This is a genomic window from Pseudomonas sp. QS1027 (assembly GCF_002814235.1).
Lineage (GTDB): Bacteria > Pseudomonadota > Gammaproteobacteria > Pseudomonadales > Pseudomonadaceae > Aquipseudomonas.
In genome coordinates, this window is record NZ_PHSU01000077.1 from 1 (window position 1) to 229 (window position 229).

At 61.1% G+C, this 229-nt stretch carries 1 protein-coding gene; it reads left to right on the forward strand.

The window, feature by feature from the left end; all coding sequences use genetic code 11:
• On the forward strand, positions 1-229 hold a 229-nt coding region (locus CWE01_RS33660; RefSeq protein WP_177410538.1), incomplete at both ends, for an Ig-like domain-containing protein.

A 229-nucleotide genomic window follows, 5' to 3' on the forward strand; every position in this document is an offset into this window, starting at 1 on the left:
CCGACCGTTGCGGTCACCACCAACCCGGATGGCAGCTTGACGATCGGTGGCACAGCCGAACCAGGCACGACGGTAAAAGTGACGAACCCGGACGGTTCGACTGAAACAGCTACTGCTGGCCCGAACGGCTCTTATTCGGTCACCACACCGCCGAATCAGCCTACGGGCGAAGTGACTGCGGTCACGGCTGACCCGGCGGGTAATACCAGTCCAGTGACTTCGGTTTCGT